Origin of the sequence: Curtobacterium luteum, assembly GCF_001475545.1 — a bacterium.
Lineage (GTDB): Bacteria > Actinomycetota > Actinomycetes > Actinomycetales > Microbacteriaceae > Curtobacterium > Curtobacterium luteum_A.
Map to the genome: position 1 here is coordinate 1 of NZ_LDQC01000085.1, position 4,640 is coordinate 4,640.

Annotated in this window: 4 protein-coding genes; 3 read left to right on the forward strand and 1 reads right to left on the reverse strand. The window is 73.0% G+C overall.

Translation table 11 applies throughout. The annotated features are described in order from the left end of the window. Positions 1 to 14: 14 nt before the first annotated feature. Complete coding sequence (locus NS184_RS14080) at positions 15 to 938, reverse strand: endonuclease/exonuclease/phosphatase family protein (RefSeq protein WP_058726740.1); 924 nt, start codon at positions 936 to 938, stop codon at positions 15 to 17. A gap of 160 nt (positions 939 to 1,098) precedes the next feature. Between NS184_RS14080 and NS184_RS14085 the strand changes: the two genes are divergently transcribed. The 3 genes from NS184_RS14085 to NS184_RS14095 form a co-directional block, all read left to right on the forward strand. Then, positions 1,099 to 1,671, forward strand: coding sequence for a PadR family transcriptional regulator (locus tag NS184_RS14085; protein ID WP_058726741.1), 573 nt, complete (start codon positions 1,099 to 1,101; stop codon positions 1,669 to 1,671). After that, entirely contained in the window at positions 1,668 to 2,399 is a 732-nt protein-coding gene (locus NS184_RS14090; protein WP_058726742.1) for an ABC transporter ATP-binding protein, read from the forward strand. The genes NS184_RS14085 and NS184_RS14090 overlap by 4 nt, the downstream gene beginning before the upstream one ends. Next, positions 2,396 to 4,640 (forward strand): ABC transporter permease (locus NS184_RS14095; RefSeq protein WP_058726743.1); only part of this gene is annotated, 2,245 nt, incomplete at its 3' end. The genes NS184_RS14090 and NS184_RS14095, both read left to right, overlap by 4 nt.

Below are 4,640 nucleotides of genomic sequence, written 5' to 3' on the forward strand. Positions count from 1 at the left end.
GGGCCTCCCGTCCGTCACGCGGCGCGCAGGCGCGCGAGCACGGCCCGGTGGTCGCTGCCGTTCGCCGGCAGGACGCTGGTCGAGACGGTTCCGAGCCCGCGGACGAACACGTGGTCGAGCCGCACGACGGGCATCTGCGCCGGCCAGGTGAACCCGAACCCACCGCCCTCGGACAGCTCGGCCCGCAGCGGCGCCATGAGCGGGTCCGATGCGCCGCCGTTGAAGTCGCCGGCGACGACGAGCCGTTCGGCGGGGTCGTCGCGGACCTCCGAGGTGAGGGACCGCAGCATCGTCGGCCGAGCGTCCTCCGTCTCCAGTCGCAACGAGTCCACGTGCACCACGTAGAGCCGCACGTCGCCGATCGCGGTGTCGACCGTCACCCGGAGTGACCGCGCCCACCCGAGTCCGAGCGTCAAGGGCTCCCCGTCGCTGAGCGTCGTCCGGCTCCACACCCCGACGGAGCCGACGCGGTAGTGGTGCGGGTAGGCATCGGCGAGCGCCGTCTGCACGGCCTCGCCGGAGTCCGCGGTGAGTTCCTCGAGCGCGATGACGTCGGGGTGCCGCGCGGCGATCGCCTCCGCGGTCGCTGCCGGGTCCTCGTTGGTGGCCTCGAGGTTCTGCGTGGCGACGGTGAGCTGGGGCTCGCCGGTCGCCGCGGGCGCGAGCACCCCGGGGAGCACCGCGACCGACCAGGCTGCGGCGTAGGCGACGGAGAGGACGGCGAGCCGCTTCGACCGGGTCCCGAGTGCGAGTCCGGCGACGGGGACGAGCAGGACGCCCATCCACGGCAGCAGTGACCCGATGGCGGACCCGGGCGACCCGAGCACGTCGAGCACGCGCGGGGCGAGCAGGACGACGACCCCGACGACGAGCGCGGCCCCGACGACGGCGACGACGGCCGTGCGACCGGGGTTCCTGCTGCGGGAACGGAGGGACACGGTCCGAGGGTAGGGAGCCGGTCTGACAGCGGCCGGGGCGTCCAGTGCACGTTCGATCCGTGTCGTCCGGTGGATCCCTGCCACCGGATCACTTGCGCATGCATACCCGGTATGGGCATACTCGGTATGCCCGGCGACGGGCCGGATGAGGGGAAGTGTCATGAGCGTACGGATGGGCGTGCTCGCGCTGCTGGTGGACGGGCCCGGCTACGGGTACCAGCTCCGGGGGGAGTTCGAGCAGCGCACCGGCGGGAGCTGGCCGCTCAACATCGGTCAGGTCTACACGACCCTCGACCGGCTCGAGCGCGACGGGCTCGTCGAGCGCGGTGACGCCGACGAGGACGGTCACGTCGTCTACACCGCCACCGACGCCGGTCGGGACGCCGTGACGCGGTGGTTCAGCGAACCGGTCCCGGCGAAGCGCGGCCGCGACGAACTCGCGATCAAGTTCGCGCTGGCCGTCACGGTGCCCGGCGTGGACGTCGAACGGCTCGTGCAGGTCCAGCGCGGCGCTGCCGTCCGGAACCTCCAGGACCTCACACGGTTGAAGCGCACGGCCGACCCCGCCGAAGACCTCGCGTGGTCCCTCGTGCTCGAGTCGATGGTGTTCCAGGCCGAGGCCGAGGTGCGATGGCTCGACCACGTGGAGTCGAGCGTCTCCCGGTACCGACCCAGCGACCGCCGCACGTCCGTGTCCGCGTCCGCCGACGAGACCGTCCGGAGTGCCCGGTGAACGCCGCTGCTCCGCTGCTGGAGCTCGACGCGGTGAGCGTGCAGTACGGCTCCGGCGCGAAGGCGGTGACCGCCCTGGCCGGTGTCGACCTGACCATCCGCCGCGGGGAGATGGTCGCTGTGATGGGTACCTCGGGATCGGGGAAGTCGACGCTCCTGGCCTGTGCCGGCACCCTGCTGCCCCCGACGAGCGGCGAGGTCCGCATCGACGGCGAATGGGTCGCGGACCGTCCGGCCAAGGAGCTCGCCGCCCTGCGTCGACGTCTCGTGGGCTTCGTCTTCCAGGACTTCAACCTCATCCCGTCCCTGACCGCGATCGAGAACGTCGCGCTGCCGCTCGAGCTCGACGGCTGGAAGACCGGGCGCGCGCGTCGGGCCGCGCAGCTGGCACTCGACAACGTGGAGCTCGGCCACCGGGCCGACGCCTTCCCGGACGACCTCTCGGGCGGGCAGCAGCAGCGCGTGGCGATCGCACGCGGGGTCGTCGGCGAGCGCCGGCTGGTCCTGGCCGACGAACCGACCGGGGCGCTCGACTCGCAGACCGGCGAGGTCGTCCTCCGGATGCTCCGCCGGCACGTCGACGCAGGCGCCGGGGCACTCCTCGTCACGCACGACGCCCGACACGCCGCCTGGGCCGACCGCATCGTGTTCCTCCGGGACGGCCGGGTCGTCGACGAGACGGTGTACTCGGGCGTCGAGATGGCACTCGCGGACCGGACCCGCTCGTGATCCGGCTCCGGCCGGCACTCCGGCTGGGCCGACGGACGGCGTTCGCGAAGCCCGGACGTGCGGCGCTGATCGTCGCGCTGATCGGCCTGCCGACGATGGGCTTCGCGGGGGTGTCGGTGCTGTTCGCCTCGACGCAGCCCACGACCGCCGAACAGCTCCGGTACGACCTCGGGCACGCCCAGGCGCAGATGACGACCCAACAGCCGGACGCCCGTGGCATGCGGCAGGACCCGGTGCAGTGGACCGCCACCGAGACCGAGACGAACAGTCCCGCGGCGAAGGCCGACGACGACACCCCCTTCGCGGACGTCACGGAGTACGTGCCGAAGGGTGCGCTCGCGATCCCGGTGACGACCACCGACGTCGTGCTGCGGGGTGCGCACGGCCCGGTCGGCACCACTGCGACCCTCGGCGACACGTGGGACCCGGTGCTCGACGGGCACTGGCACGTCCTCGACGGCACGGCTCCGACGGCACGCGACGAGGCGATGATGACGCCGGCGATGCTGGCGAAGACCGGGCTGCACATCGGTGACACGGTCGACGTGACCGACCCGGTGACGAAGCGGTTCACGATCACCGGGACGATGCGCGACCTCGGCGAGGACCCGGACGAGACGGCCGTCTACCTGCCGTGGGGGAGCATCGCCGCGGACGCCGCACCGATCTCGACGGGCCGCTCCGAGGCGGGCGCGGTGACGGTGTACCTGCCGACGGACGCCCCGACCTGGTCGGAGATCGAGCGGCTGAACGCCCACGGCATCGTCGTGCAGTCGCGTCCGGTCGTCCTCGACCCGCCGGACGAACGGGTCGACGGCTTGTCGGGTCCGCAGAGCCTCGGGTGGTACATCGCCGGGCTGGGGCTCGTCGGGGTGTTCGCCCTGTTCGAGGTCGGCCTGCTCGCCGGCGCCGCGTTCCTCGTCGGCACCCGCGCCGACGCCCGCTCGTACGCGATCCTGACGAGCGTCGGTGCCGAGCGTGGCGTCGTGCGGTCGGTCGTCGCCGGGTCCGGGCTCGTGCTCGGGACCGTCGGGGCGGTCCTCGGGACGGCGATCGGCGTGGGGATCGGGGCGCTCGCGTTCCACCTGCTCGACGACGGCAACGTGAACGCCTTCCCCGGGCTGCACGTCCCCGTGGTGATGCTCCTCTGCATCGCCGTGGCCGGCGTCGTCGCGGGTGTCCTGTCCTCCCTCGCCGCCGCCCGCGCCGCCACCCGGGTGAACGTACTGGCCGGCCTCCGCGGTTCGCTCCGCCCGGAGACCCCGAGCCGTGCGACCACCCGCCGCCGCCGGGTGTGGGGGCCCCTCCTCATCGTCGTCGGTGCCGTCACGACCCTCGCGTGCGGCATCGGTGTCCTGGTCCTGAACGACCGGCCGGAGCAGAGCGTCCAGCGGGACCACTGGGCGTGGGTCGTCGGCGCCGGCGTCGCGATCGGACCGTGCCTCGTGCAGCTCGGGGTCGCGATCTGCTCGCCGTGGGTGCTCGCCTTCGTCGCGCGCGTGTCGAGCCGGTTCGGCCTGGCCGCGCGCATGGCTGGACGCGATGCACGCCGGAACCCGGTGCGGACGGTCCCGGTGCTCGCCAGTGTGATGAGCGTCGTGTTCGTCGCGTCCGTGGTGATCACGTGGAACGCGTCGCAGCACGCCCAGTACGTGCGCGACTACCAGTACAGCACCGCGGTCGGGGTGGCCACGGCGGACGTCCAGCGACTCGACACCAGGGCCTTCCCGCAGGGCTACGACGCCGCGGTGACGGCACGGGCGGCCGAGGTCAGCGCCCGCGTGCTCGACCACGACCGCATCCGGGTGCTCGGCATCATCGACGACCAGCCGTCCGAGGAACCGAGCACGTTGACCCAGCTCCACCTCTGGGAGCGACCCGAGGACTGCGGCGCCGAGTTCTGCAGCTCGTGGCTCGAGCCCGGCGGCGGGACCTCGCACGTCCTGACCGGGACCGTCGACGACTACGCCGTGCTCACCGGGCACCGCCCGTCCGCTACGGTCCGCCAGGCGCTCGCAGACGGCAAGGCGGTCTCGCTGTGGCCCGAGTACGTGCACGACGACATGGTCCGGCTCGACACCTTCCACGACCGCAGCTGGAAGGACGCCACCTCCCCGAACCCCGACCACCCCGACGCGACGACGACGATCCCCGCGGTCCTCGACGAGCAGGACCCGCCGATCCAGATCGGCGTCTTCATGACGAAGGCGACGGCCGAGCGCTACCGGGTGCCCGCGGTGG